Source organism: [Scytonema hofmanni] UTEX 2349 (assembly GCF_000582685.1).
GTDB classification, from domain to species: domain Bacteria; phylum Cyanobacteriota; class Cyanobacteriia; order Cyanobacteriales; family Nostocaceae; genus Hassallia; species Hassallia hofmanni.
The window spans coordinates 867147-892371 of sequence record NZ_KK073768.1 but is presented as its reverse complement, the minus strand read 5'-3'; the positions used below and the strand labels follow the sequence as shown (position 1 = coordinate 892371).

At 41.3% G+C, this 25225-nt stretch carries 23 protein-coding genes; 12 read left to right on the top strand and 11 right to left on the bottom strand.

Going from position 1 to position 25225, the window contains the following annotated elements; translation table 11 throughout:
* Positions 1 to 62: 62 nt before the first annotated feature.
* The 5 genes from TOL9009_RS0108960 to TOL9009_RS0108940 all read left to right on the top strand — a co-directional run bounded on the left by TOL9009_RS0108960 (position 63) and on the right by TOL9009_RS0108940 (position 5021).
* Positions 63 to 878 carry an acyl-CoA desaturase gene (locus TOL9009_RS0108960; RefSeq protein WP_029632500.1) on the top strand — a complete coding sequence of 272 codons (816 nt, stop codon included), beginning with the start codon at positions 63 to 65 and terminating at the stop codon, positions 876 to 878.
* 261 nt (positions 879 to 1139) lie between these two features.
* Positions 1140 to 2192 carry a fatty acid desaturase gene (locus tag TOL9009_RS0108955; protein WP_029632499.1) on the top strand — a complete coding sequence of 351 codons (1053 nt, stop codon included), beginning with the start codon at positions 1140 to 1142 and terminating at the stop codon, positions 2190 to 2192.
* Positions 2193 to 2568: 376 nt separating this feature from the next.
* The gene (locus TOL9009_RS0108950; protein ID WP_029632498.1) at positions 2569 to 3636 is read left to right on the top strand and encodes a fatty acid desaturase; all 1068 of its coding nucleotides are present in this window, start codon (positions 2569 to 2571) and stop codon (positions 3634 to 3636) included.
* Positions 3637 to 3784: 148 nt separating this feature from the next.
* A complete protein-coding gene (locus TOL9009_RS0108945) occupies positions 3785 to 4339 on the top strand; it encodes a Uma2 family endonuclease (RefSeq protein WP_029632497.1) in 555 nt (184 codons plus the stop codon).
* Between the two features lie 70 nt (positions 4340 to 4409).
* Entirely contained in the window at positions 4410 to 5021 is a 612-nt protein-coding gene (locus tag TOL9009_RS0108940; protein WP_029632496.1) for a Uma2 family endonuclease, read from the top strand.
* A gap of 98 nt (positions 5022 to 5119) precedes the next feature.
* On the opposite strand, the gene TOL9009_RS0108935 is transcribed toward TOL9009_RS0108940, so the two are convergent.
* The 3 genes from TOL9009_RS0108935 to TOL9009_RS0108925 form a co-directional block, all read right to left on the bottom strand.
* Positions 5120 to 6385, bottom strand: a complete 1266-nt coding sequence (locus TOL9009_RS0108935; RefSeq protein WP_029632495.1) for a glutamate-5-semialdehyde dehydrogenase — start codon at positions 6383 to 6385, stop codon at positions 5120 to 5122.
* 5 nt (positions 6386 to 6390) lie between these two features.
* Positions 6391 to 6798 (bottom strand): hypothetical protein, encoded by a 408-nt coding sequence (locus tag TOL9009_RS0108930; protein WP_029632494.1) that lies wholly within the window; start codon positions 6796 to 6798, stop codon positions 6391 to 6393.
* 427 nt (positions 6799 to 7225) lie between these two features.
* Positions 7226 to 8986 carry a S8 family peptidase gene (locus tag TOL9009_RS0108925; RefSeq protein ID WP_242055285.1) on the bottom strand — a complete coding sequence of 587 codons (1761 nt, stop codon included), beginning with the start codon at positions 8984 to 8986 and terminating at the stop codon, positions 7226 to 7228.
* Positions 8987 to 9093: 107 nt separating this feature from the next.
* Here TOL9009_RS0108925 and TOL9009_RS0108920 point away from each other — a divergent pair, with 107 nt between their 5' ends.
* On the top strand, positions 9094 to 9303 hold the full coding sequence (locus TOL9009_RS0108920) for a TOBE domain-containing protein (protein ID WP_029632492.1): 210 nt from the start codon (positions 9094 to 9096) through the stop codon (positions 9301 to 9303).
* Positions 9304 to 9440: 137 nt separating this feature from the next.
* Here the strand turns inward: TOL9009_RS0108920 and TOL9009_RS0108915 are convergent, their stop codons facing one another.
* The 4 genes from TOL9009_RS0108915 to gyrA form a co-directional block, all read right to left on the bottom strand.
* Positions 9441 to 9881 (bottom strand): TOBE domain-containing protein, encoded by a 441-nt coding sequence (locus tag TOL9009_RS0108915; RefSeq protein ID WP_029632491.1) that lies wholly within the window; start codon positions 9879 to 9881, stop codon positions 9441 to 9443.
* 291 nt (positions 9882 to 10172) lie between these two features.
* Positions 10173 to 10685, bottom strand: a complete 513-nt coding sequence (locus TOL9009_RS0108910) for a hypothetical protein (protein WP_029632490.1) — start codon at positions 10683 to 10685, stop codon at positions 10173 to 10175.
* Positions 10686 to 10890: 205 nt separating this feature from the next.
* The gene (gene lnt / locus TOL9009_RS0108905; RefSeq protein WP_029632489.1) at positions 10891 to 12510 is read right to left on the bottom strand and encodes an apolipoprotein N-acyltransferase; all 1620 of its coding nucleotides are present in this window, start codon (positions 12508 to 12510) and stop codon (positions 10891 to 10893) included.
* Between the two features lie 788 nt (positions 12511 to 13298).
* The gene (gene gyrA / locus TOL9009_RS38645) at positions 13299 to 15998 is read right to left on the bottom strand and encodes a DNA topoisomerase (ATP-hydrolyzing) subunit A (RefSeq protein WP_084763154.1); all 2700 of its coding nucleotides are present in this window, start codon (positions 15996 to 15998) and stop codon (positions 13299 to 13301) included.
* Positions 15999 to 16451: 453 nt separating this feature from the next.
* Between gyrA and TOL9009_RS0108885 the strand changes: the two genes are divergently transcribed.
* The gene (locus TOL9009_RS0108885) at positions 16452 to 16658 is read left to right on the top strand and encodes a hypothetical protein (RefSeq protein ID WP_029632487.1); all 207 of its coding nucleotides are present in this window, start codon (positions 16452 to 16454) and stop codon (positions 16656 to 16658) included.
* A 216-nt stretch (positions 16659 to 16874) separates the two neighbouring features.
* Entirely contained in the window at positions 16875 to 17798 is a 924-nt protein-coding gene (locus tag TOL9009_RS0108880; RefSeq protein WP_029632486.1) for a histone deacetylase family protein, read from the top strand.
* Between the two features lie 56 nt (positions 17799 to 17854).
* Here the strand turns inward: TOL9009_RS0108880 and TOL9009_RS0108875 are convergent, their stop codons facing one another.
* From TOL9009_RS0108875 to TOL9009_RS38640, 3 genes are all read right to left on the bottom strand, one after another.
* Positions 17855 to 19168 carry a serine hydrolase gene (locus TOL9009_RS0108875; RefSeq protein WP_029632485.1) on the bottom strand — a complete coding sequence of 438 codons (1314 nt, stop codon included), beginning with the start codon at positions 19166 to 19168 and terminating at the stop codon, positions 17855 to 17857.
* Between the two features lie 268 nt (positions 19169 to 19436).
* Positions 19437 to 19574, bottom strand: a complete 138-nt coding sequence (locus TOL9009_RS47060) for a hypothetical protein (RefSeq protein WP_186227512.1) — start codon at positions 19572 to 19574, stop codon at positions 19437 to 19439.
* A gap of 161 nt (positions 19575 to 19735) precedes the next feature.
* A complete protein-coding gene (locus tag TOL9009_RS38640) occupies positions 19736 to 21079 on the bottom strand; it encodes a cytochrome P450 (protein ID WP_038296258.1) in 1344 nt (447 codons plus the stop codon).
* Positions 21080 to 21258: 179 nt separating this feature from the next.
* Here TOL9009_RS38640 and TOL9009_RS0108860 point away from each other — a divergent pair, with 179 nt between their 5' ends.
* Both TOL9009_RS0108860 and TOL9009_RS0108855 read left to right on the top strand, forming a co-directional pair.
* A complete protein-coding gene (locus TOL9009_RS0108860) occupies positions 21259 to 21909 on the top strand; it encodes a ParA family protein (RefSeq protein WP_029632484.1) in 651 nt (216 codons plus the stop codon).
* Positions 21891 to 22625, top strand: a complete 735-nt coding sequence (locus tag TOL9009_RS0108855) for a hypothetical protein (protein WP_029632483.1) — start codon at positions 21891 to 21893, stop codon at positions 22623 to 22625. Before TOL9009_RS0108860 ends, TOL9009_RS0108855 begins: the two co-directional genes overlap by 19 nt.
* A 52-nt stretch (positions 22626 to 22677) precedes the next feature.
* Here the strand turns inward: TOL9009_RS0108855 and TOL9009_RS0108850 are convergent, their stop codons facing one another.
* Positions 22678 to 23571 carry an alpha/beta fold hydrolase gene (locus TOL9009_RS0108850; protein ID WP_029632482.1) on the bottom strand — a complete coding sequence of 298 codons (894 nt, stop codon included), beginning with the start codon at positions 23569 to 23571 and terminating at the stop codon, positions 22678 to 22680.
* 375 nt (positions 23572 to 23946) lie between these two features.
* Here TOL9009_RS0108850 and TOL9009_RS38635 point away from each other — a divergent pair, with 375 nt between their 5' ends.
* Together TOL9009_RS38635 and TOL9009_RS0108840 are read left to right on the top strand one after the other, a co-directional pair.
* A complete protein-coding gene (locus TOL9009_RS38635) occupies positions 23947 to 24759 on the top strand; it encodes a sulfurtransferase (protein ID WP_038296257.1) in 813 nt (270 codons plus the stop codon).
* A gap of 73 nt (positions 24760 to 24832) precedes the next feature.
* Positions 24833 to 25144, top strand: coding sequence for a carbon dioxide-concentrating mechanism protein CcmK (locus tag TOL9009_RS0108840; protein WP_029632481.1), 312 nt, complete (start codon positions 24833 to 24835; stop codon positions 25142 to 25144).
* Positions 25145 to 25225 lie beyond the last annotated feature (81 nt).

The following is a 25225-nucleotide window of genomic DNA, read 5'->3' as shown; positions in this document are numbered from 1 at the left end:
TGCGGATCTTTCGATCTCGCGGTTCCTAACGTTCATTCATTTCCTACTCAGGTGATTACTGCATGACAATTGCTGCCTCAACTAAACCTCAAATAAACTGGGTAAACACCCTCTTTTTCCTCGCTCTGCACATCGGAGCTTTATTTGCACTGCTTCCGAGTAACTTTAGCTGGAAAGCAGTTGGCGTCGCTTTATTTCTTTACTGGGTGACTGGTGGTTTAGGTATTACCTTAGGATTTCACCGTCTTGTAACTCACCGCAGTTTTCAAACTCCCAAATGGCTAGAATATTTTCTCGTATTTTGTGGAACACTCGCCTGTCAAGGTGGACCCATTGAGTGGATCGGTACACACAGGATACACCATTTGTACTCTGACCAAGTTGCCGATCCCCATGATTCCAACAAAGGCTTTTGGTGGAGTCACATGGGTTGGCTAATTTATCACTCCCCCGCTCATGCCGAAGCTCATCGCTTTACTAAAGACCTGAACGACGACTCAGTTTATCAGTTTTTACAAAAATATTTTATTGTCATCCAATTTGCGTTGGGTGGACTGCTTTTGTGGCTTGGTGGCTGGTCGTTTGTCGTTTGGGGAGTTTTTGCTCGTATTGTCTGGGTTTATCACTGCACTTGGTTGGTAAACAGCGCTACGCACAAATTTGGCTACCAGACGCACGATAGTGGCGATCGCTCAACTAATTGCTGGTGGGTAGCTGTTTTAGTATTTGGTGAAGGTTGGCACAATAACCACCACGCTTATCAATACTCGGCTCGTCACGGGCTGGAATGGTGGGAAATCGATTTAACATGGATGACAATTCAATTGCTACAAGCACTGGGTCTGGCTACGAATGTAAAGCTAGCACCAGGAAAGTAGCAAGTCGGTCATTAGTCAACGATCAATAGTCAACAAACTCTTGACATTTGACACTTGACTAATGACTAATAATAAAAGACTTTAACCAATATGATTCGTAAATGCCGAATAAGCGTACAAAAGCTATTTACTGGTGCGGTATGCTCAGTTAGGTTGCTATAATCCGAATCAATAATGTAATGTTACGAAACTTTGTAATGACAGAGACACGAGTTTCATGTCTCTAAATCGGTAGTGAGGTTTGTTGTCTATCAGGTATTCATGACTACATCAACAATCAGCGGCAAACAAGAAGCTTGTGACTTTGGTAATTCCGAACTGAAGCTTAAAGATATTATCAAAACCCTGCCACGAGAATGTTTTCTACAGGATCGTCGCAAAGCTTGGACAAGAGCAATAATCAGTGTCTTGATGGTAAGCCTTGGTTACTTAAGCTTGATATTTTCTCCTTGGTTTCTCTTACCCGTAGCGTGGATTTTCACTGGAACCGCGTTGACGGGTTTTTTTGTGATCGGACACGATTGTGGTCATCGTTCATTTGCCAAACGTCGTTGGGTAAATGATGTAGTAGGGCATTTATTTATGATGCCGTTGATTTACCCGTTCCACAGTTGGCGTATAAAGCATAATTATCATCATGCTCATACCAATAAGTTAGACGAAGACAACGCTTGGCATCCCATCAGAACAGAAGTGTTTGAAGGTTGGGATAAAGTCAAGCAGTCAGCTTTTGAGGTATTTATCACTAAACGCTTGTGGTGGGTAGGTTCAGTTGGACATTGGGCAGTTGTACACTTTGATTGGCGAAAGTTCCAAACTAAAGACCAATCGAGTGTTAAACTTTCTGTGGCTGTGGTAGCTATTTTTGCTGCGATCGCTTTCCCGACTCTGATAGCTACAACCGGTATCTGGGGTTTTGTCAAATTTTGGCTGATACCCTGGCTGGTGTACCATTTCTGGATGAGTACCTTTACTATTGTTCACCACACTGCTTCAGATGTTCCTTTTGTGGAAGCTTCTAAGTGGAATGCTGGAATAGCGCAGTTATTTGGCTCAATTCACTGCGATTACCCACGCTGGGTAGAATTCCTTTGCCACGATATTAATGTTCACGTCCCCCATCACATTTCTACTGCTATTCCTTCTTATAATTTGCGGATGGCTTATGGTAGTATCCAAGAAAATTGGGGCACGTATCTACATGATGAATGTCGGTTTTCTTGGTCTTTAATGAAGCAAATTACAGACGAATGTCAACTGTATAAAACCGATAGTGGTTATGAGTCTTTTAACGACTATTACGCAAAGCGATAGAAAACCTTGAAGTGTCAAGTATAAAGTGTGAAATAAGTTTAGATTTTCATGCTTTATTCTTCATGCTTTCAAATAGATTCTGGCAATCATCCATACACACAAAGTGTTAAAAATATAGCGGTTCCCGGTTGCATGAAGTACACTTGGTCAGCACCTCACCCCCAACCCCTCTCCTTAATAAGGAGAGGGGAGTTAAAGCACAGCTTTATCGGGGTGAGGTAATCGCTGTATTTCACTCAACAGCAGAAGCGCTATATAGCCAGATAAATTCTTCCTGCAAACAAACAAAAGCTGAAACATACCTCAAACAGTACGTTGCAGAGGTTAAATTTCATGCGTTCAAAAATGTCCGGTTCATTTCCAACAAAAAAATTAAGTGCAATTAGATACCGTTAAATTAGATAATCCTCAGAACTCAGAATCATTAGAGGATACAACCAACCTGCCCTTCAGCCTTGGTGATTTGAAAGCTGCAATACCCGCTGAATGTTTTCAGCCTAATATTGGCAAATCACTATATTATTTCTTTCAAGACATCTTGATTATTGGTCTGCTTTATGCAGTAGCTCATTACCTCGACTCTTGGTATTTCTTTCCGATTTTTTGGGTAATGCAAGGAACAATGTTTTGGGCTTTGTTTGTAGTTGGACATGACTGCGGACACCAATCTTTTTCTAAGAAGAAATGGTTGAATGATTTAATCGGACATCTTTCGCACACACCGATACTCGTTCCTTATCATGGTTGGCGAATTAGCCATAGAACCCACCACTTAAATACTGGCAGTCTCGAAAATGATGAAAGCTGGTATCCTGTGAGTGAATCAGACTTCAAAGCGATGCCTTGGGATCAAAAGCTAGGTCGATATTATGTGTTTCTATTGGCTTATCCGGTGTATTTATTTAAGCGGAGTCCTAATAAAGAAGGTTCTCACTTTCACCCCAACAGCCCACTTTTTAAACCTTCAGAAAAATGGGATGTCATTACCAGCAGTATCTGGTTAATTTGCATGGTGAGTTTATTAGCTTTAGGAACTTACCAATGGGGTTGGATGTGGTTGTTAAAATACTATGCTGTACCCTATCTTGTGTTTATCATGTGGCTCGATTTGGTGACATTTTTGCACCACACAGAAGCTGATATTCCTTGGTATCGTGGTGAAAATTGGACTTTTTTGAAAGGTGCTATTTCTACCGTTGACCGCGATTATGGTTTTATTAACCATATCCATCATGATATCGGTACTCATGTAGCTCACCACATTTTCTTGAATATGCCTCACTACAATTTGAAAAAGGCTACTGAGGCTATTAAACCAATTTTGGGTGACTACTACCGCAAAACTGAAGTGCCAATTTGGGTTTCATTATGGCGATCGTCTATTAGTTGTCATTTTGTCCCAGATACTGGAGATAAGGTTTACTACACTTGTAATAAGAAGTAAATTACCTCTAATATCATAGTAGAGACGTTCCGGCGGAACGTCTCTACGAGGGTTATGATGTTTTTATTACTGTTAATTAAACAGACATGATATAATTTTGAATTTTATAAACAAGGTTAAAATGACTGTATCGTGAACTATATGTTATATGAGTCTCACTATTGAAGATGTAGAAAGACTACAACAAAAGCTACAAGACGATGAACAGGACTACCAAATAGAACTGCAAGAAGGAAATCTTCTAGTTATGGGTCCATCAGACATCGAATCTAGTGAAATCGGCGCTCAGTTAATATTTTTACTAAAACTATGGATTAATCCTCGGAAAATTGGACGGATATTTGACTCAAGTGGTGGGTTTATTATGCCAAATACTGATTTACGCGCTCCCGATGTGTCTTTTGTAGCGGCAAAAAGACTAAAACGCACTGTTAGAGATTTTGGTCAGTTAGTACCTGATTTGGTTGTAGAGATAAAATCAAAAACAGATAGAATTTCTAAATTAGAAAATAAAGTCAAGTTATTTTTGGAATTAGGCGCGAGGATAGGAATATTAATTAATCCAGATGAGTTAACTGTAAGTGTTTATCGTCCTAATGGTGATATTGAAGTTTTGACGGGGAATGATAAGTTAACTATTGCTGAGTTATTTCCTGGCTGGGAAGTTGCAATTTCTGAATTATGGCCACCTGTGTTTGAGTGATTTTACAGGAATTTCAGATATAAATAATGCCTACGAACTGGTAAAGTCAAATATATGTGGAGGCGTTGCTATGACCCAAACTTTATCTAAACTTGTAACCTATGAAGAATTTATCGAGTGGCTCCCCGACGGTAAGCGCTACGAGCTACATGATGGAGTGATTGTTGAAATGTCGCAGCCAACGGGGAAGCACGAGAAAGTTACAAGTTTTTTAACGTTAGAGCTAGCTGTGCAAGTTAGAAGTATGGGAGTTCCCTATTTACTTCCCAAAACTGCATTAGTTAAACCTCCTCAAAGAGATTCGGGGTACTTCCCAGATATTCTGTTGGTAAATTCTGATAATCTCCACAATGAACCGCTATGGGAAAAAGAGTCAACTGTTACTCAAGGAGCGTCAATTCCTTTATTAATTGAAGTTGTCTCAACAAACTGGCGCGATGACTACCACAAAAAATTTGCCGATTATGAAGAAATGGGCATTCCCGAATATTGGATAGCTGACTATGCGGCGTTAGGCGGACGTGATTTTCTCGGCAATCCCAAACAATCTGCTCTTTTTGTATGCGAACTTGTGGATGAGGAATATGTAAGAACATTGTTTCGCGGCAATACACCAGTCGTTTCTCCAACCTTTCCTCAACTGAACCTTACCGCACAGCAAATTTTTGATGCGGCTTTGTGAATTTACTTTTAACTTAGTTATGATGAAAGCCAATTATACATATTGTAGAGACGTTCCGGCGGAACGTCTCTACGAAGGTTGGGGCGTTTTTGTTAGTTTTAAAATCGCCCATTTCCCTGCACAATATGCTTGACAGTCGTCAAAGTTTCTAAACTAATTAAACCGCGTCGATGACCTTTTTGATTAGACATTCCTAAAAATACCGAATCTCCCCGTGAGGGGTTGCGAGAAAAGCGGGGGGAAGCATTAATGTAGGTAGAAGCGCTGTTAACTCCTAAGGCAAATTGGCGACTTTCCTGATATGATTCGGTAACAATGCAATCGGCATGACCGCTACTGTATTGATTAATCCAGGCGATCGCTACTTCTAAACTATCCACCAATTTAAATGCTACTGTCTTAGTTAAATAAGCGCTTCCCCACTCGCTATCTTTAGCTAGCTGCAATTGCGGAAAGGCTTCTACTAGTTCGGCATCTGCTTTAATTTCAAAGCCTTTTTCTTTCAAGCTGTTCCACAAAACTGCTAAAGATGACGGTAAAGCTTGGCGATGAATTAATACCTTTTCTATGGCGTTTACTGGGTCTGGTTCGCTTTGATAGCTGTCTAAAATTACTCCACGCACCATTTCCAAACTACCATTCAACGACCAGTAAAGGTAACAGTTGCCCATTCCTGATTTTAATACAGGAACGGTTGACTGTCGCACTACTTGTTGTACTAAACTAGAACGACCGTAAGGAATGACTAAATTCAGGTATTGGTCTTGACTGACTAAATCCCGAATTGAAGCTCCATGTTCGGCGCTGACTAATTCTAAACAGCCTGACGGTAAACCAACTTCGGCGATCGCACTTTGCAAAGCGTTAGCGATCGCCGCGTTAGAATGACTAGCTTCAGTTCCGCCTTTGAGAATGATACTATTGCCTGTTTTGATGCATAAACCCGCTGCGATCGCTCCTAAATCGGGAAATGCCTCATAAATAAATGCAATCACTCCCAAAGGCATTAACTGCGAGTAAGTTTGCGAGTCTTCGAGTTGATAGTCGGCGTTTCTCACTCGTCGCAGCGGATCAGGTAATTCCCCCAACCTTTGCAAAATCTCTACTGTCGTTTCTAAACGCTGTGGAGTTAGCTTCAGCCAGTCCAAAATCAACTCAGGCACCGCCATTTCCCGACTTGCTTCTAGATCCAAGGTATTTGCCTCTAGAATGTCATCAAAGGAGCGGCTGAGTGCCTGTGCCATTGCCAACACAGCACGACTGCGATCGGCTCCTCTGGTGGTGCCTAATTTGAGGGAAGCTAGATAAGCGCGAAGGGCGCTTTTCATGGGTTCGGGGCGATCGTCAAAAACTTCAACTGTCACCATTGTTAACGTCTGTAGGTTAGCCAGACCATTAGTGCGGGTAAGATAGCCAAAAGCACCGCCACCATTGCCCAAGCAATAATGCTGGAACCATTTGCTAATTTTAGTGCTAATGGCAGCCATATAATGACTAGCACGAAAATGATACTTAGCGCTATGGGCAGATAACTTTCTCCAAACCGAGGATGCACAACATGCCAACTAGAACCTGTCCAGCGCCAAGCTCGCTTGTAGGGATAGGTAGTAGAAAGTTGCTCTAGCACAATACCATTATCTTGCACTACAAAAATTTGCTGACAGCGATCGCAACCAAAGGCATCTGTTAACGTAATCGGAATTAAGCGTCCCCGACGACGACAGGGACACGGATATTCATTGTTAAAGTCTATTTTTTCGCCTTTTTGGGATTGCACAACCGACTTAATAACTTGAGCGTGTTTATCAAAATATACGAGAATAACTTTCCCTATGGCAAATGCCATAAGGGGTAGCCATTCTCGTAACAACTTTTTATATCAATAGCGTAGGTAGAGAAAATATGCCACAATTTATCTTAATTGATTTGCCTAGTTAGGAATCGGACATCTAACGGTCGGAAATCTAGCAGCATTGTTTAAGAAATTCTTTCATTTGTGGCTTTCAAAGTAATTTAGCTGCCTTTTTCGGACATTTATTTATTATATAGGAATATCTGGTATTGTAATGCGATCGCTAAAACTTTGTAGTAAGTTATCAGAAGAATGCAAATTTTTACTAACCTTAATTTCATTAACCCTCGTACAGACGTAGCATTGCTACGTCTCTACAACATGTGTGATTTATCAAACATGATATAATGTGTCATCCCAATTTTGCCTTCAAAACTTCAGACACATTCTGCAACAATGTCTCACGCACCGAATCCAAATTCTTTGGTTTTGATGACTCAGTTAAAGTTCTTGTTTTCAACTTATTCGGATTCGATTTTTCGCTCTTTAGAGTTTCAGCTAATTGCTGATAAAGTTCCTCTTTTGTCGCAAAATAAAAAGCTAACTCTTGTCCCACCTCTTTCAATCGTTGTGGTAATTGAGTTTCTGTTGTTTGCAATAGTTCCGCAAGAGATGCTTGCAGTTTCTTGTTATCTTCAACCACTTTCAAATTAGCTTTTTCTTGACTATCAAATAGTTGCTTTTCAAACAGATGCGTGAAAGTATCGAGTCTTCCGTTGTCTATAGCTGGATGTTGTTGTAAAGCTTGCGCTGGTGCAATAATTGAACGAGTCACATTATCAGGTAATGGTGCAGCAAGGACTTTCTCTGCATTGACAATTCCTTCACCAAATTTATTCGGCTGCCATGTCGGAAATTTTTCGCAACTATCACGCAAAATTTGATTAAAGATAAAAGGAATTTTTTCGGCTCCATAGCGTTGAATGAGTTGATCTCTTCCATGATATGACAACCATAAAGCCGCTACACCCGCGACTTGGGGAGTACATAAAGAAGTGCCAGTACCTGGTTCAACGTCATATTCAATTTTACCATTTTTCTTTTTAGTTTTTGCACACCAAACTCCATCACAAGGAGCCGTGACATCAACTTGCCGTCCCCGTGCTGAACCCTTCCATATATTACCTTGTGCATCGCAGCCAGTAACAGCAATCACTTCCTCATAGGCAGCGGGCCAAACTACGTAAGGAACAAAGTTACCAGCAGCTGCTACTATAATTAAGCCTCGTTTTTGAGCATAAGTTATCGCACTTCGCAGCCGTTTGTTGAACAAACCACAGCCCAAGCTAATTGAGAGGACATGAGCACCATTATCTGCTGCATATTCGATCGCTTTAGCTAGATTAAGTACGCTCAAAAGTATAACTGAATAACATACTCGTAAAGGTATTATTTTCGCACCGGGAGCTACTCCCGTCATTCCTTTTCCGCTTGGGTAATTGCCTTGTCTTCCTCTTGGACTACTCATCAGACTGGATGTGTATGTACCGTGACTTGGAGCGGGTAGCAATACAGTTGAGGGTGCTTCGAGTTCGTCTTTAGGGTCTTTGTCGTTCTTAAGAAAATCGTAACCTTTTTTTACAAGTATATTAGTAATAATTTCCGGGTGTTCAGTATAACCTGTATCCGGTAGCCCGATAATAACACCGTGCCCTGGTGGTCGTTTCGGGTCAGGGAAAAAGCGTTTCCATGCCTCAAATACACGCATCTGCTTGAGACTCCACTCAACATCAGTGTTAAGATTATTTATTGTGCGCTCCATACCGACTTCAGGCTCTTGATTCAAGTCTTCGCGATCGCTTAAAGGAACAGCGAAAAGTGGCTGTGCATCCACAACTCCTGGTTGAGAACGCAGATTATAAGACTTATCCCAAGCTTCTTTGACTGACAAAACTTTTTTGTTTAAGGTGACTTCAAATTCAGTCAGATTGTCACCAATTTGCTTGACATTCCCATCTAAACCAAATGCTTCGGTGACGATTTCCTGGACTCTCTGCTTTTGTCGTGGCATTGCCATCTCCAGAAAAAACCCTTCAAACTTAGGACTTAAGTCATTTGGATTGTTCAGGCGATCGCTATACATAAAATTCACCTCTAGTATAATAGCAGACATAAAACTTAACTAATTGTTGCAATTATTAATTATTTTTAATTAGTAACAATTAAATTAAAGTTCTTGGTAAGATTACTAAGTTACATTTTACTTAAATTAGGGTAAAGATGAAAATTAGCGCACGTAATTCTCTCAAAGGTACTGTGACAAAAATTGAACCAGGCTCTATTAACACTGAAGTAGTATTAGAAATAGCACCTGGAGTAGAAATAACAGCAATAATTACAAAACATTCAGCAGAGACGCTCTTGCTTGCAGAAGGCAAAGAAGCTTATGTAGTAATTAAATCAACCGATGTAATGATAGCTGTAGAATAGATACAGGTGCGACTTGCAAGCAACCGGCAAGTCGCTTTGTAGCGGTATACCAATCACTTCGACGAAATACAAAGCTTTATTTTCCTGGCAATATTTAAATTATTAATTATTAAAAATTCAAATAAATTAACAGCTTTTCAATCCTTAGCGATCGCAATATCGCTGGACTTAATCAACGCATATGCTTCTGTTCCCTCATATAGTTCTAAATCATCTACTGATGCTGTGGTAATAACCGATGTTAACTCAATTTCGTTTATTACTTTTATCGTCACTTGACTGTTAACTTCTGCGCGAATAACTTCTTTGACCACACCTTTAATAATATTGCGAGAGCTAACTTTTAAAGGTTTCTTTTGAGTACTATTTTCTATGTGTGGAGTATCAGCATCTTTCTTCTGTCTTTCCTTGGTTGGTAGTTGTGCTGATGGTGGAGAGGAAAGGGTATTTAAACTCCGCACTAGTTCCCGTAAAATCTCCGTCTTAGTGCGCTGAGTCTCCTGACAGTACTTTTCGAGAATTTTCCGTTCCTCGTCAGATGTTTGAAAAGTGATCCATCCTTGTTCTTTTCTTGGCATAATTTTACCAATTTGCTTGGTAATTTGAAGTTGTGCTGATAATATACTAGTACAGCGCGGGGTAAGTAACAGACCCATAATATGAGATACTAAGCAAGATTGAGCGTTTATATAAAGACTTACCATTACGACCCGGAAAAGTTAAACGACAAGAATGTCAAATTATCCATCCAACATGCGGAGATACCAGAACTGAGAAAGACTTTGCTGAAAACATCCGTAAAATGGTTGAGAGCAAAGAAAGATGCCAACAAATGGCATTTAATTATGGATTGTCTCAACTATTAAGATTCAATCCCACCAATAACAAACAATGACTGCATCATGGTCGTGTTGAACATCATTACCCCATAATGCCCCCTCTAATCGAGTTCTCAGTCCGCGCTTCAGCCGAAAACTGTAGTCCTCATTTGTGCCATCAATTATTTCTACTGAATCAGCACGCCACTTTTTACCTAAGTCTAAAAGCTGAGATACCTTTGTGTCTTGGTTCTCAGTCAGGATGTATAACGTATCCGCAGGATAAACAACGAAATGGATGATGCTAGTCTCAGGCATGGGACGATAATTTGCCATTGCCAAGAGGGTATCGATCATACCACCAAAGCTTAAACCATTTTCATCTGATGTAAAAATTGGTTTTGTAAACAGAAAGCTTGCCCATAAATCACTGTGTTCACAAAGGTCACTAATCACCTCTTCACCATCGAACTGATTAAATTCACGCTGCCAAACCAAGGCAGCAAAGAGTTCTTGAGGAGAATAAGACCTCGCTATCGATTGGATTTTGATTAAGTCAAGCATTGTCCCATCCGCGTGTTAGTTGCTTCGCTTATCTTCGTTGAATTGTAGAGCCTATCAAATTCATTAGACAAGATTGCATAAGTCCGAATTTTTTCGTTGAGAAAGGAGACAGGAGACAGGAGTCAGGAGTCAGGAGCAGAATAAGAATTAATAAGTATGAATTGTTTCATCACTATAAAGGAAGATTAGTATGCGCGTTTATTTGCTACTTCTTACTCGGCTGGTTATTTGCTTGGACATTTCTGTGGATGGATTCTACAAACCACGCTAACGCGGCTAATCCTAATAATAATGGTGTCAACCAATCACCCCAACGTACATAAAAAGTCTGCGTTTGTCTCCGATAAATTGTTTCCGCATGAGTTTCGTAGGTATTATGTCTAGATATCCACAAAGTTCTGCCGTGAGGATCAACAAAAGCTGAATATCCCGTATTCGTTGCCCGCACTCCCCATCTATCAGTTTCAATTGCCCGCATGATATCTTGGGCATGGTGTTGAGCTGGCATAGCAGCGCTGTAATGGGCATCGTTAGAAGGGCTAAGTATAAATTCTCCACCTGCGGCAGCTTGACGGCGGAATTGTTCAGAAAAAGCAGATTCGTAACAAATACCAACAATAGCACGACCAAAAGGTGTGTTAAATACTTGATTTGGTGAGCCGGGAACTTGGTGTTCATCTAAAGGTGATAAACGCTGAATAATACCACCTAAAATTTGCTCAAATGGTACATACTCACCAATAGGAACTAACTTTGCTTTATCGTAACGGCTGAAAATTTCTCCGTTACCAGTAAAGGTAAATAAGCTATTTGTATAACTGCGTCCTCGTTCTCCAAAAGCACCAATCCAAGCAACTACACCTTTTTCTCGTATTGCTGAGATAAGGGAAGTTTCCTTTAAATCACGCAGGAAAAAAGGTAAAGCTCCTTCTGGGGTTAAAACTGCATTTATACCTTGATTTGCTAATGTTAAATATCCAGTAGTATAACCTTCGATCGCTCGACGAAAACCTTCAGGATAAAGTTTGATTTCGTTGGGGACATTCCCCTGAATAATTCCTACTTTTAAAGCGGTTTCTGGTGGTTCCACGAGGGGACGACTGTATAAACTAAAGCCGATAACGTGGAGAGTGATTAATAGTGCTGCGGCGATCGCTAAATATTTATTAACGAACCCCAGAGGCACCAAGGAAATTCTCTCTGCGCTCTCTGCGTCTCTGCGGTTCGTTATCCACGCTTCTGCAAGCAAGCCATTCACAGCTACAATAGCTGCTGTCACCGCACTTGAGCCTGAGAGCTGACCTAAATGTAAAATTACCAGATTATACGGACTTTGAGTGTAAGAAAGAGAACTCCACCACAAAGCGCCATGACTCCAAAGTGCTTCTAACCCACACCAAATGGCTGTACCAATGAGAACGCGAGTAAAACCATTTTCGCTGGAAATCATTCTCATAGCGATCGCCCAAACAGCGACTATAGCGGCGCCCCACAAAGTAATAAATGTCCAACAAAATAGGGCTATTCCTAAACTTGCCAACCAAGGAACTCCCATCCAAGTCATGGGATGAATTCCAGTAATCCAGTATAGAGCAAGACCGTGATAACCTATACCCCACAATAAAGGGGAAAGGGGAAAATTCTTTCTTTTACCTTGTAAGTTTTTACTTTCTTCTATAACTAATACCCACAGGGGGGCAAGGGCAATCCAAGCTAAGAACCATACGTTGAATGGGGCAACCGTAAGCCCCATCAAAGTACCACTTAACAAGGATGAAGTGTAAAGGTTAAAGACTGAAAACAGCTTTTTTATTTTATACTTCATCAGAAAATTGGGTAGAAACCCCGTCCTTTAGTACTTGCTTTATATTTGCTCCATTACCGCCTTGGGATTGCTGAATTTGGTGTTCCAATGCAATTGAACTTTCAATGGGACAATTACCATTTCAAATCGCAATCCTGTACGCATAATGTTTGGACTTTCGTCCCTCCCTTTCGGGTTCAGAAGGCAGAAGGCAGGAGGCAGAAGGCAGAAGGCAACCCACCCTTACTCATAGTGGGATTGAAACAAGGACGTTTTATACCGTCCGTGCAAGCCATCTTGAGTATAATTATTTGTTTCAACTGGGCTTTAAACCCACAAAGTAAGTTTTAATTGATACTCCTAACATAAGTGCCTTCTGCCCTCGAACTTCTGCCTTTCTTGTAAAGTTAGCTTCGCCAATGTTTTAAGAGCTTGTGTTTTGCTTGTAACACTAAACCAGTGACCTTAGTTTTGTTTAATCACAAGCGACAGAGCGGAAAACTAGCTTGTCTTGCGACACGCTTACGCGAACGCATTCTCCGGTGTCATAACTCAAAAAACGTAGTCAGTTAAGACTTAGGCTGGTCAGAATGGCTTGATGATTTCTCATGCAAGCCCTATGCCTTTAGGCTAGGGTTCCTGACACTTCATCACGCCGTGTGTGTGCAACTTTCTCGCACTCTCTACCCCCAACCCCTTCCCGGAATAGGGAAGGGGAGCAGGAATCAAAGCCTCTCTCCCTGTGGGGGAGAGGTTTGGAGAGGGGTTTCAAGAATAAGTTGCACATCGCGTCTTCATCCTTTAGAGTTTTATTCCACCTCTGCCACATCATCTGTATCGGATGTTACATCATCTGTATCGGATACCACATCACTTATATCGGATGCCACGTCAACTGTATCTGATACCACATCACCTGTATCTGATGTCATCTCACCTGTATCGGCAGGAACGATCGCTACTCCGGTAATTGCGTCATCTTCATCTAACCGCTGCACTCGCACTCCAGTGGCAGATCGCGATTGGATAGAAATGGCATTTGTGGCTTGTCGGATAATAATACCGCGATTAGTAACCATCATGATTTCATCGTCGCTGTTGACAATCTGCAAAGTCGCTAACTTGTCTTTGGTTTTGCGGTTTTTGAATTTGGTTGCCATTAAACCTTGACCGGCACGATTTTGCAAGCGGAATTGAGCAACTGGGACGCGCTTGCCATATCCACCCATTGTAATTACCAACACCCAAGGACCAACACTGGCGTTAGGGGGAATTTCTTGTGATTCTTCTTCAACGATGATTTCTTCTGTTTCGACATCCTCGTTCAGGTCAACTTCTGTCTCTGTAACCGTATCCAAGGTGTCAAGAATTGCGGCAGGTAAAATCGCCATACCCACCAGTTCATCGCCTTTTTTCAACTTCATGGCTTTGACTCCACGAGTTGCCCTACCTAGAGGACGCAGTTGCTCTTGGGTACAGCGAAAGTGAATTGCCATACCCAGACGGGAACCAATGATGATGCTGTCTTCTACTCTAGCGCGTCCTACCCAGCGGAGTTGGTCGCCTTCTTCGAGAGATATGGCGATTAAGCCGTTAGCGCGAATGTTGCTAAATGCTTCCAATGCGGTTTTTTTGATGTTTCCGCCTTTGGTGAGCATTACCAGATATTCATCGCTGCTAAACTCGGAAACGGGGACGATGGAGGTGATTTTTTCCTCTTTGGGAATCGGCAGCATTTGGACAATTGGTGTACCCCGACTTGTACGGGAACTGACGGGAATTTGATATGCTTTGACGGAGTAAACAACTCCGCGATCGCTAAAAAATAAAACACTGTCGTGATCGCAGCAACTCAAGAAATGCTCAACGGTGTCATCCTCTTTAACTTTGGCAGCGGCTTTACCTCTGGTAGCACGATTTTGAGCTTCAAAGGTGTTGACTGGCATTCGTTTGATGTAACCTTGTTTAGTAATCAAAATAATCGCTTTTTCATTGGCGATCAAATCAAGGTCATCTAATTCGCCTTCACCTAATGAAATTACCGTGCGGCGAGGTGTGGCATGAGTTGCTTTTATTTGGCTGATTTCAGTTTCAATGATTTCTAAAATCCGTTCCCGCCGTGCCAATATATCTTGCAAGTTGGCAATTTGATGTTGTAAATCGTCGTGTTCTAGGCGAATTTTATCGGCTTCTAGTGCTGTTAAACGTCGCAGTTGCATTTGCAAAATTGCGTCCGCTTGCACTTCTGAAAGTCCGTAAGTTGTGATTAATTCACCTTTTGCTGTGGGCGCATCTGGTGCATGACGAATTAAGTTAATAATTGCATCTAAATGTGACAGGGCAATTAATAACCCTTGTAAGAGATGGTCGCGTTCTTCCGCTTTTCGCAGTTCGTATTGTGTTCTTCTAGTAATTGCTTGGATGCGAAAATCTAAAAAGACGCTTAAGAACTGTTTTAGGGTAAGAACTTGCGGTTCAGCATTTACCAACGCCAACATATTTGCGCCAAAGTTGGCTTGCAAAGGCGTTTGTTTGTAGAGATTGTTCAAGACGACGCGGGGATAAGCATCGCGCTTGAGTTCGATGACGATTCGCATTCCATCGCGATCGCTTTCATCCCGAATATCTGCAATTCCCTCTAAGCGCTTTTCGTTCACCATTTCGGCGATTCTTTCAATTAGCGCCGCTTTATTGGTTTGATAGGGCAATTCGGTGATGATAATCGCTTCTCTATCCGGGCGTCCGCGCTGTTCTACGGTTTCAATTGTAGCTACGCCCCGCATGGTTATCGAACCGCGTCCGGTGGTGTAAGCTTCTTTTATCGCTGCCGTTCCCAGAATAGTAGCTCCCGTAGGAAAGTCGGGACCGTGGATATATTGCATCAACTGAATATCAGTGATTTCTGGGTTGTGAATCAGCGCTACGAAACCATCAATCAATTCGCCCAAGTTGTGGGGAGGGATGTTAGTTGCCATCCCTACAGCAATTCCAGAAGAACCGTTGAGGAGTAATTGGGGGATACGTGCGGGTAAAACTGTCGGTTCTTGTTGGGAACCGTCGAAGTTATCGATAAAGTCTACAGTTTCCGATTCGATGTCTTGCAGTAAAGCGGCGCTGGTTAAGGATTGCAAGCGACATTCAGTGTAACGCATTGCCGCTGGCGGGTCGTTGTCTACTGAACCGAAGTTACCATGCCCGTTGACGAGAGGCGATCGCATGGAAAAATCTTGCGCCATCCGCACCAAAGCATCATACACTGCCGTGTCGCCGTGGGGATGATATTTACCCAGCACTTCCCCGACTACACGGGCGCATTTTTTAAACGGACGGTCTGCTGTCAACCCCAACTCATGCATGGCATAAAGGATGCGGCGATGCACAGGTTTCAGACCATCCCTGGCATCTGGTAACGCCCGACCTACAATTACGCTCATCGCGTATTCCAGATAAGACCGGGACATTTCGTTCCGCAGATCGGTTGCGATTATCCTATCCTGGGAATAAGTCATATAACCTTAAAAAACTCCAAAATTGGCAGATTTTAGCTTTTGTAATTCAGTAAACGCCGAATTATTCCAAATTACTATTGAATAATGGCAATTATTTGTTACAATTCTAGCACATTTTGCCTTCGTTTGCCGGGGCTAGGGACTGGGGACTAGTACCGCAAGGCAAAAGTCAAAAGTCAAAAGTCAAAAAGCTTATAGGGCAGACTTTTTAGCGATTTGGAATGGGTGGTTTATTTCCGTCGTACTGTACTAGTAGTCTGTCAAGAAATAATTGATGGTTGTAGAGACGCGAAATACGAAGTCTTGTGAGCGGGTTGTGGATTTGTACCAAGGTAGACGAGGTTTAGTTCGTTTGCCTTGTGCGCTCAAGAAGTGGTAATTTAAGTCCCAAGATAGTGTGTATCCCATCACAGCAGAGATTAAGCTGAGACCTATATATTTAGGGCAATATTCATGAGTCAGGAAAAAGATATTAATCAAGCTGAAAAGATGAATCCAGAGGGGGATGCGCCGGAATTAAGTCCAGAGGTACTAGACAAAATCAAACACCCGCCCAATATTGAAGATGTGTTGCGCGAACTGCCAAAGGAAGAACTTCGAGGTATGCCTGGTGTAGTACCGGAAATGCTTGATGAACCAAACGATGAAATGATTGGTTAGAGTTAGCAATAGTACAATTCATCAGCAAAAACGCCCGCAGGCTAGAAGCCTGGGGCTACCACAACAAAGCCTGCCTTCGCAGGCTATACGGACTAAGCCTGCCTTCGCAGGCTTAGTCCGTATAGCGATACCCTTACAGGGTATTGCTCTCTACAAGCCTTTCATTAAAGGATACAATTGAAACTGCTGTATCCTGCTGCCCACTTTGCTGACGCTATGTTCCCAGTTATTTATTCTGACGAGTTTTTGGAACACAAAACTGGATATTTTCATCCAGAGAAGCCAGAAAGATTAACTGCGATCGCCTCTGCTATCAAAGCAGCAGCATTTGCAGAACAAATTGAATGGCGATCGCCTACACCAACATCTGAAGCGGTCAATCTGATGTCTGTTCTGCAACAAGCACACAGCGATCGCTACATTCAAAAAGTTCAAGAAATCGCTGCAACCGGTGGTGGTTATTTGGATGGAGATACGCCAATTTCCCCGCGCAGTTATGATGTAGCGTTATTGGCAGCGAGTGCATGGTTAGATGGAATTAATGCTGTGCTAGCAAATCAAAATCCCGCTTTTGTGCTATCACGTCCACCAGGACACCACGCCGAAAGTGATACGGGGATGGGATTTTGCTTATTTTCTAATGCAGCGATCGCCGCTTTTTACGCTTTACAAAAACCGCAAATTCAACGTGTCGCTATTCTCGATTGGGATGTGCATCATGGTAACGGTACACAGGCGATCGTTGAAAGCAACGAGCAGATTGCTTACTGTTCTTTACATCAATACCCCTGTTATCCGGGTACTGGCAGAGCCACAGAACGCGGTTTTCATAATAACGTCTTAAACTTACCCGTGCCACCTGGTAGCGATGTGGCAGTATATCAGCCATTATTTGAAAACAAAATAATTCCCTTTTTATCTAACTTTCAGCCAGATTTACTAATAGTCAGTGCTGGTTATGATGGTAATGCTGACGATCCTTTAGCAATGATTAATTTACAACCAAAAGATTATGGTTTGTTCACCGATTATTGTTTAAAATTAACTCGGAAAATTCTTTTTGGCTTAGAAGGTGGCTATGATTTTAAAACACTATCTCAATCAGTAGTCGCCACCATAGAACGCTGTTTATTACCGTAGTAAGCGTTTCAACGCTTATTAAGGGCACTGAAGTGCCCACTACAAATACTTTCACATCAGCGATTTACCAAGCCAGATTGACTAACAGGAACATTGCCAACTTTTGACTCGCCCAAATAGTTATAAACCGCTCTTGACACTTGACGAATAAAGTACATTGCTCGATCATCGTGGTTAGGTCTGCGTACCAAAATACCCGCTAAATAGCTTTTACCGTTTGGCATTTGAATTATGCCAGCATCGCCCAAGATAAATCTGAGTGTACCAGTTTTATGAGCAATTACAGCTTTTTTATCTATGCCAGCAGGAAGTAACGATCTATTGTGATTGCGGCGCATGATTGCTAAAACTTGATTGCGGCTTTGTGGTGATAGCAAACGATTGTTAGTAAGTAACGCTGACAGTCTTACCAAATCTTTAGGGCTAGTTGTATTCGTGCCACCAATATCGGGAAGATTATTACGAATTACTGTATTTTGCAAACCCCAATTCCGAAAGCGTTGATTTAGTTTAGTTTCTCCGCCCAAACGGTCGATAATCATATTAGTCGCCGTATTGTCGCTAGTAACCATCATATTAGTGACAGTTTGCAAAACGCTGAATTTTGTACCTACGGGTTTGAATTGCATTGTTCCAGCTTCATTTGCAATCAAGCCACGGCGCATCACCAGTTTTTCATTCAGCTTAATTCTACCTGCGTCTATTTCTTCAAATAAAGCTACCAAAACCGGAAACTTGATAGTACTAGCTGCTGAAAATATCTTTTCACCATTAATATCTACATAGTTACCTGTTTGTAAATCTAAGAAAAACATTCCCGGATTTAAATAACGATAACGATTCATCAATGCTTTAATTTGCGAATTTAAAGCTGGTATTTCTTGACCTAAATTTATAACTCCCGCAAACGTAGAAGCATCAGTTGGTGCGATCGCAATATCTTGGCGGTTTTCACCAGTCGAAAATGAGACATCATTTGGCTGACGATTAATTGATGAAAAATTCACCACCCAATGCGATCGCGAATCACTTTTAATTGAAAGACCTTGAGGAGAAATATTGTAACCAGGTGCTAATTCAATTACTAATCGAGTACTTTGTCCATCAGGTTGTCCAATGCGAATTTCTTTAACAGCTTTGCCAAAGCTTTGTCGCTTAGTTGTAGTGTCAATCGTCGTTCCAGGTAAGTCAATGACTAATCGTTTAGGGTTGTCCAGTAAAAAAGCTTTAGGCTGTATACCAGAATCGGTTGTGATATGCAACTGATTTTGAGCTTGGTCAAAATACCAGGATTCTAATTTAGCTGCATTTGCTTGCTCAGACATCAACACTAAACTAGCCAAGCTTGCCAAAAATAAGCGACATTTCATGTGTGTGTTTAAAATGTATTTACATTTACTTAAACTTTATTTACCCGAATTTTGCTTTGCATCAGGAAAATAAAGTATTAAAAAAATTAATTAATTTTTAACCTTTAAAAGAAATTACAAAATTATGTGCAATTGCCCTTGACAAAAACCTTTAAAATTATTAATGATATGGCTTTTAGCTCTTACGTCGAAAAGCAAGAGCGGTTCGCGAACCATAATCCTGCCAAAAGTCAGGTATTAATGTCCAGAAATTAGGGAAGGTAATAAATCAAGGTAAGTGTTTTTGAAATGGCAGAAGATTTATTGATAAATTTGGCTCTTCACGCGATCGCCCCTTTTTTTCGTCTTCCAATTTGATATCAGCCACAAAAAATAAAACATTCAATAACAAATGTAGAATCCTCATTATAATTCATTCCTACCATCCTAATTTGTGGTTCTTGCCATTTTTGGCGTGGCACTTTCAACTTTACTTTAATCCACCTAATTAAATCTAAGACATAATCATCAAAGATTCGCGAATATAATTCGCGAACCGCTCATTTTTTTCCACATAAGAGTGAAAAGTCAGGTTGCAATCATCTGCATTCCTCCTGGTGCGGCTAAAGTCAAACCACGACGCACAGGACGTACAGGACGCTTATTTACTCTTGATAGTTGAAACTGAGAAAGAATTGTTGCCAATACCACTTTCATTTCATACTGAGCAAAAGCCAAACCAATACAGCGACGACTACCCCCACCGAAGGGTAAATACTCATATTGGGAAAATTGTCTTTCTAAAAAGCGTTCTGGTTTGAACTGCTTTGGTTGTGGGTAAACTTGTTCGCGCTGGTGCGCTAAATAGATACTGGGGACTACTATAGTTTTTGCTGGTAGATGATAGCCCATAATTTCAATTGGGGATTTGACTATCCGAATAAAACCAGCCATTACGATGGGATAAATTCGCAGTGTTTCTTGGCAAACTGCATTTAAATAAGGTAGTTTAGTAATAGTACTCGGATCTGGGTTGTTACCAAGAGGAGCGAGTTCTTTTAATAGTTTGTCGCGCACTTCTGGTAAATAATCAATCCAGTAAAAAGCCCAAGTCAATGCCGAAGCAGTGGTTTCATGTCCGGCAACCAGCAGCGTCATTAACTCATCGCGTAGCTCTACATCTGACATGGGCAGACCGTCATCATAACGAGCAGACATCATCAAACTGAGGATATCTTGGCGATTTTGGTTAGATTCAGTTCTTCGTTCTTCAATTAGAGCATAAATAAGCTCATCAATTTGTTTCATCAAGCGTAGCATCCGACCCCAAGGACTCCATGCACCTAAATCTTTTTGGATAAACGGAAAAAAGAAGACGGTGGACATAAATGGGGAACCTATGAAATCCAACAGGGATGTCAGTAGCTGACGAAGTTCTTGAAAACGCTGTCCCTCATTTAAACCAAATACAACTCGTAAAATGACGCGCATAGTGATTTCTTGCATCGACGAACGAATATTAAAAGGCTTGTTAATTTTCCACTCGTCGCTTACTTGCTGGGTGATTTGGCAGATAGTTTCACCATAAGCCCGCATTCTATCACCATGAAAAGGAGGAGTTAATAGTTGACGTTGGCGGTGGTGGCGATCGCCATCCAGTAGAATCAAAGAATTATCCCCCAGCAAAAATCGTAAACCTCGATTTCCCCTTCCACTCTCGAAATGCACAGAATCAGCAGCAAAAATCTCCTGTAGTGCTTGCGGATGACTAAAGTAGACAACGGCAAAATCACTTGTATTCAAAGCAGTGAAGGTGTCACCATAAGCTTTGGCAAAATTATCAGCGTATTCCAACGGCTGAAAAATCAATTTCATCCGTCGCAGAAATCTCGGCTTTTTTGGTCCATCAGGTAGGCTTTGCTTGGCTGTCATATACACTTGTTAAGTTGATGGCTTCTCGATTCTATCGTTGCCTATTGAAGAGGGGGAAAAGGGAAAGGGCAAGGAAAAGAATTATTACCAATGCCCAATGCCCCATTCCCAATGCCCAATACTTTTATGTCACACAAAGAGGTATAGTCTTGTAAGGTAGCGTCAGTAGCAAAAAGTAAGTGGTCAAAATCATCGCTATCCTCAACGGCAAAGGTGGCGTGGGTAAAACCACTACCGCAGTCAATCTGGCTGCAACTTTTGCTCAAGAGAAAAAGGTTCTTTTCATTGATGCAGATATTCAAGGTTCTGCTAATTGGTGGTATAACCGCAGTCGCAATGGTATGGGGTTCGACCTATCTCAAGAGACAGATCCTCAACTTTTAGGTAATTTGGGAAAGATAACAGGTTACGATTTAATAGTGATAGATACGCCTCCGGCACTACGCTCTGAAGTATTGCGGGCGGTATTAGCGATCGCAAACTATTTGGTTTTGCCTACACCCCCAGCAGCAATGGATTTAGCTGTCCTAATTGACACAATTCAAAAAGCCGTCACTCCCTTGGGAACACCTCATCGGGTGTTACTAACCAAAGTTGATACACGGAGTTTGGGAGAAGCATACGAAGCTAAAAACACCTTGCTTCAATTAGGAATACCCGTTTGTAATAACTTTATTCGTGCTTACAAAGCACACGAACGAGCAGCGCTGGATGGTATGGCGATTACTCAATGGCGAGGAAATAATGCACGCGAAGCGGAGTCAGATTACCGCCGCGTAGCTGATGAATTAAAGCGTGATTGGAGGAAATTATGGTTAACAGACATCTAGCTGACGTACTACAAGAACAAGCACAAAAATTTACACCAAATGAAGGTGAATCTGCAATCGAAGTTGCTGCTCAAGTAATTATAGAACATGCCGAATCATCTGAAGAATTGTCAACAGATACACCTGAGCAAACTCCGGCTACAGACACAAGTCCAACCAAGGCTGATTTAGAAGCAATGATCCAAGAGTTGCAAGAAAGAGACGAACAATCACGCCAGAGAGAAAAACAATTACAGCAACAAAATAGTGATTTGCAGTCAGCTTTGTCTCAAGAAAAATCGCTTTTTTACGAACAAAAAGCATTAGTAGAACGTTTGACAAAAGAGCTTGATGATACAAAGAAAGCTGCACTAAAACTTGCAGTAGCTAATTCTCAACTTATAGAAGAAAGCAATGTTCTCAAAAAAGAAAAGGAAAGTATTGTTGTAAAACAAGAAAAGGAAATCATCCCAGCTAGCAGCTACAGAAAATCATATCAGTCATTAGAAAAAGCACCGCAACACCAACCTCAGCAAAATCAATTAAAACCAGCCGCTAGCTACTACAAAAAATCATATTACTCATCATCGGAAAAGCCGCCACAACAGGAACCTGAGCAACATGAATTTAAACCAGCCGGGAGCTACAAAAAATCACATAGAACATCAGAAAATTTAGCCCAAAATCAACCGGATGAAGGTGCTGATAGTTCTTCTCAAATGTGGTTACTTGACTAGAATAAATTAGTAAGGCAAATACATATCAAAGTGGAAGTATAAATATTTGATATTAATACTTATGACTAAATTCTGAAATATGTTGTGCCGTAATTTGCGGCTGTTCTAAGTGAGGAACATGACCGCAATCTGAAATCCAGATAAGTTTACTATGTGGAATTGCCTTGTTAAATCTCTCGGCATCCACAGTACCTAAAATCCGATCAAAATCACCCCATAAAATCAGCGTAGGTTGTTTAATTTGTGATAATTGATTAAGTTTAAAACCACTGTAACCACCACTTTTAGTAAAAGCAATCAAAGCTAAATGCCAACTAGGCATTTCTAAATGCAAAGCTGCACACAATTGAGCATCACTTGAAGCAAGGCTTTTGTTTTTGTAAGCAGCGCGAGAAATGCTTTGACGTATCTTTGGATTACGTAAAAACTGAGTTGCCAAATAATCCAACGGGGGAAACATCAACTTACTTAACGGTGAACCAGCCGTCAAACCAGCACTATCAATTAACACTAGCTTCTGCACTACTTCCGGGTAAGTCAGGGTGAAATCAATTGCTGCGGCGCCCCCCATCGAGGCACCGACTAAAATTACAGGTTGATTAATTACAGTTTTCCAGAAAGAATAAAGATGAGTTTTAATTGCAGTGGGGCTAAACTGTATTTGAGAAACTCTATCTGTAAACCCAAAACCCAATAAATCTACGGCAAAAGTGTCATTGTTTTCTGCTAATAATGGCAAAAGGCGACGAAATTCTAACAAAGAACTATCAAAGCCGTGAATTAATAAAATCGGTGTTCCACCACTTCCTTTATGTACATAAGTTGTGGTAATAGGTTGTGTACTCAGGGGAGTACTGATCGCTATCTGTTCAATACTTTGAGCGAGTGCGATCGCATCAGCTTCTCTTAATTGCCCAACCCCCGCAGGAAGAAAACTAGCAAACATAATTTTTAGCTTACCTTGTATAAGTAAAGATAGCAATTCTATCCTTAAAACTACAGCAGAATAGACGTAGCACTGCTACGTCTCTACAAGGAGAGGGGTTTTATATACAGCATATTTCACTCCTTAGGAGGTACATGCATAAAACCCAAAACCCGCTCTGAGACGTTCCGCCGGAACGTCTCTACGTGTATTCAATAAAAACGCAATCTGCTGTATATACTTCCTAAACCTGAAATCTGCTCTATATTATGAATATATTTTATCGTAATCCTAAATAAAAGCGTTAAATTAGCTATCTCTATTTCTCTCTTACTCTGCGTTTTCTGCGGTTCGTTTTCTAAAAAAATTATCATAAATAATCTAATATTACTACATATGAAACAATGGATACTCAGCCCTAACGAAGCCAAACAATTAATATCCCAAGGTGCAACAATTCTTGATACTCGCAACAAATTAGCATGGTTTCTTGGACATATACCGGGCGCTACTCACGTCACCTGGCAAGAATTTTCGCAACCGGAAAAACCTTATCAAGGCAACCTCCTAAAAGACGAAAATCTTCTCCAAGAAAAACTACGTAAATTAGGAATTTTCAATTCCAAACCTGTAATTGTAATTGGCAATCCAGCTCATAACTTTGGTGAAGAAGGGCGCATCGTTTGGATGTTACGCACCTTGGGACATAACAGCGCAGCTTTCGTTGATGGCGGATATAATGCACTTGTAAAAGTAGGTATTCCCACTACTTTTGGAGGAAATCAACCTCAAGAAATCGGAGATTTTGTTGTCAACCGCACCGCATTATGGGAAATTGAGCGGGATGAACTTAAAGCGAATCTAGCAGAAAATAAGATAATAGTAATTGATACTCGCGAAAAGCGAGAATATAATGGGGCAACTCCTTACGGTGAAAAGCGCGGAGGACATATCCCTGGTGCAGTGCATTTCTACTTCAAAGATTTAATAGATAATAAGGGAAACTTACTTCCACCTGAAGAAATTATCGCTCCTCTACAAGCAATAGGAATTCAATATAATACTCCCATTGCTAGTTATTGTACAGGTGGTATTCGTTCGGCTTTTTTTGTCAGCGTTTTGGCTTCTTTAGGCTTTACTAATGTGAAAAACTATGCTGGCTCAATGTGGGAATGGTCAGCCGAAGAGTGCAAAGAGCTATCCACTTAAGTAAAAAGCACTCTTTGCGCTTACTACGTCGTACAATTGATAACGCCCATCCCTTGACTTAGGAGTTGATGCCATGCCGATGGCGGTTGGAGTAATTGAAACTTTAGGTTTTCCAGCTGTGTTAGCAGCCGCAGACGCAATGGTGAAAGCAGCCAGCGTAACATTGGTATACTACGGTCTAGCGGAAAGCGGTCGCTTCTTAGTCGCAGTCAGGGGACACGTAGCTGAGGTGAAAACGGCGGTTGCGGCAGGAATCACTGCCGGAGAGGAAGCTTACGGTGGTGAGGTAATCACCCACTACATCGTTCCCAACCCTCCGGAGAATGTGGAAAGCATCTTGCCCATCCACTTCACCGAAAAATCAGAACCATTCCGTATGTTCTAATCAAGTTCGCTATCAAAATCTGTAGCGAACATTCGTGCAATTATTGAGTAGCGCCACATAAGTTTACTTATACAGGAGATC

Bases quoted from the DNA above. Each gene is read 5' to 3' on its own strand.
- TOL9009_RS0108960 (WP_029632500.1), top strand. From the start codon at position 63: ATGACAATTGCTGCCTCAACTAAACCTCAAATAAACTGGGTAAACACC.
- TOL9009_RS0108945 (WP_029632497.1), top strand. From the start codon at position 3,785: ATGAGTCTCACTATTGAAGATGTAGAAAGACTACAACAAAAGCTACAA.
- TOL9009_RS0108880 (WP_029632486.1), top strand. From the start codon at position 16,875: ATGTTCCCAGTTATTTATTCTGACGAGTTTTTGGAACACAAAACTGGA.
- TOL9009_RS0108840 (WP_029632481.1), top strand. From the start codon at position 24,833: ATGCCGATGGCGGTTGGAGTAATTGAAACTTTAGGTTTTCCAGCTGTG.
- gyrA (WP_084763154.1), bottom strand. From the start codon at position 15,998: ATGACTTATTCCCAGGATAGGATAATCGCAACCGATCTGCGGAACGAA.
- TOL9009_RS38640 (WP_038296258.1), bottom strand. From the start codon at position 21,079: ATGACAGCCAAGCAAAGCCTACCTGATGGACCAAAAAAGCCGAGATTT.
- TOL9009_RS47060 (WP_186227512.1), bottom strand. From the start codon at position 19,574: ATGAGGATTCTACATTTGTTATTGAATGTTTTATTTTTTGTGGCTGAT.
- TOL9009_RS0108855 (WP_029632483.1), top strand. From the start codon at position 21,891: ATGGTTAACAGACATCTAGCTGACGTACTACAAGAACAAGCACAAAAA.
- TOL9009_RS0108885 (WP_029632487.1), top strand. From the start codon at position 16,452: ATGAGTCAGGAAAAAGATATTAATCAAGCTGAAAAGATGAATCCAGAG.
- TOL9009_RS0108875 (WP_029632485.1), bottom strand. From the start codon at position 19,168: ATGAAATGTCGCTTATTTTTGGCAAGCTTGGCTAGTTTAGTGTTGATG.
- TOL9009_RS0108920 (WP_029632492.1), top strand. From the start codon at position 9,094: ATGAAAATTAGCGCACGTAATTCTCTCAAAGGTACTGTGACAAAAATT.
- TOL9009_RS0108955 (WP_029632499.1), top strand. From the start codon at position 1,140: ATGACTACATCAACAATCAGCGGCAAACAAGAAGCTTGTGACTTTGGT.
- TOL9009_RS0108925 (WP_242055285.1), bottom strand. From the start codon at position 8,986: ATGTCTGCTATTATACTAGAGGTGAATTTTATGTATAGCGATCGCCTG.
- TOL9009_RS38635 (WP_038296257.1), top strand. From the start codon at position 23,947: ATGAAACAATGGATACTCAGCCCTAACGAAGCCAAACAATTAATATCC.
- TOL9009_RS0108940 (WP_029632496.1), top strand. From the start codon at position 4,410: ATGACCCAAACTTTATCTAAACTTGTAACCTATGAAGAATTTATCGAG.
- TOL9009_RS0108850 (WP_029632482.1), bottom strand. From the start codon at position 23,571: ATGTTTGCTAGTTTTCTTCCTGCGGGGGTTGGGCAATTAAGAGAAGCT.
- TOL9009_RS0108915 (WP_029632491.1), bottom strand. From the start codon at position 9,881: ATGCCAAGAAAAGAACAAGGATGGATCACTTTTCAAACATCTGACGAG.
- lnt (WP_029632489.1), bottom strand. From the start codon at position 12,510: ATGAAGTATAAAATAAAAAAGCTGTTTTCAGTCTTTAACCTTTACACT.
- TOL9009_RS0108910 (WP_029632490.1), bottom strand. From the start codon at position 10,685: ATGCTTGACTTAATCAAAATCCAATCGATAGCGAGGTCTTATTCTCCT.